1 protein-coding gene is annotated in these 1,099 nt (G+C 37.3%); it reads right to left on the minus strand.

The annotated features are described in order from the left end of the window. Positions 1–163: 163 nt before the first annotated feature. Positions 164–1,072: a hypothetical protein gene (locus CH373_RS18475; protein ID WP_100712816.1), complete on the minus strand. Its 909-nt coding sequence runs from the start codon at positions 1,070–1,072 to the stop codon at positions 164–166. Positions 1,073–1,099 lie beyond the last annotated feature (27 nt).

Consider the following 1,099-nt stretch of genomic DNA (forward strand, 5'->3'; position numbering starts at 1 on the left):
ATAACGACCAAGGCTTGACGACGTTGGCGAGCTGAGCGAAGCGAAGACAGGCACAAGAATTGCTCTGCAATTCGAGTGACTGAGCCAATGTGGCGAAGCCCGAGCGAGGGTGCAAAGCAGCCCGAAGCGATGCGTCAGAGCCGATAGTTATGCGCCGTCGGAATTACTTTTTAGGAATCTTTATATCAAGCGGCGGTTTCATATCAAACTGTTTAGCTCCGTCATTTATAGCAAATTGTAGTGTAGCCAATCCAAGCGACCATTTTGGCTGAATTGCATTAATAGAGTAACCAATCGAATCTGCTAAAAGTCTAAATTTATCTTTGTCCTTTTCTGAGACAGATTCGATAATAACGAGCGAATAGAGTTTATATATATTATCTCTGTATTTGAATCTCATATCATCAGAAACATCTAAGAAATTTCCCACATAGCTTGACAGCTTATCGATCTCAAGAGGCTTATTTGTTTCATATGTCTCAGGGCTTAGAATTAATGGAAATCCGATTTGTCTTTCATCTATTGCTTTTTGCGAGAATCTAACCCAAGATTGGATAACCTTAAAGGCATTCTTATACCAGTCATCTTCTATCATTTCCTGAATATTGAAACGAAGAATTGGCTTATCCATTTGAATTGTAAAGTTTGAAGAACCTAATGGTTCGACATCTCGATAATTTGGTGATAAATCGGGAACGAATTTGATACTTTCTATTTTCTTACGAGAATAATAATGATTCAATCGATAGGTTTGAAATATTTCAATTTGATGGGATTTTTTATCTATGAAACAAAAAAATAAAGGGTTTCGCAAAGAATATATCCAGTTAATTGAATCAGAATCGGAAAAAGCGAACTCCTCTTTCACGCTCTTTACTTGAATATAATACCCGTCTTGCATAAATGCGCGATTTCCAACCCGGCTAGCAATATTGCAAAATAAATCGATCCCATAGTCTTCTTGATGCGGAACTTGTATTGCAGAACCGAATGCTGAAAAAATATAAGTAGCAAGGTACTCTGATCTTGATCCTTCATGAAAGTTTGGAGCAATTGATCCTATTGTCTTCATAGTTAATTAATTCCGATGGCGTATAAC

Origin of the sequence: Leptospira perolatii (assembly GCF_002811875.1) — a bacterium.
GTDB classification, from domain to species: Bacteria; Spirochaetota; Leptospiria; order Leptospirales; family Leptospiraceae; genus Leptospira_B; species Leptospira_B perolatii.

What these genes read in the sequence shown, in the direction of transcription:
- CH373_RS18475 (WP_100712816.1), bottom strand. Translation starts at nt 1,072, where the DNA reads ATGAAGACAATAGGATCAATTGCTCCAAACTTTCATGAAGGATCAAGA.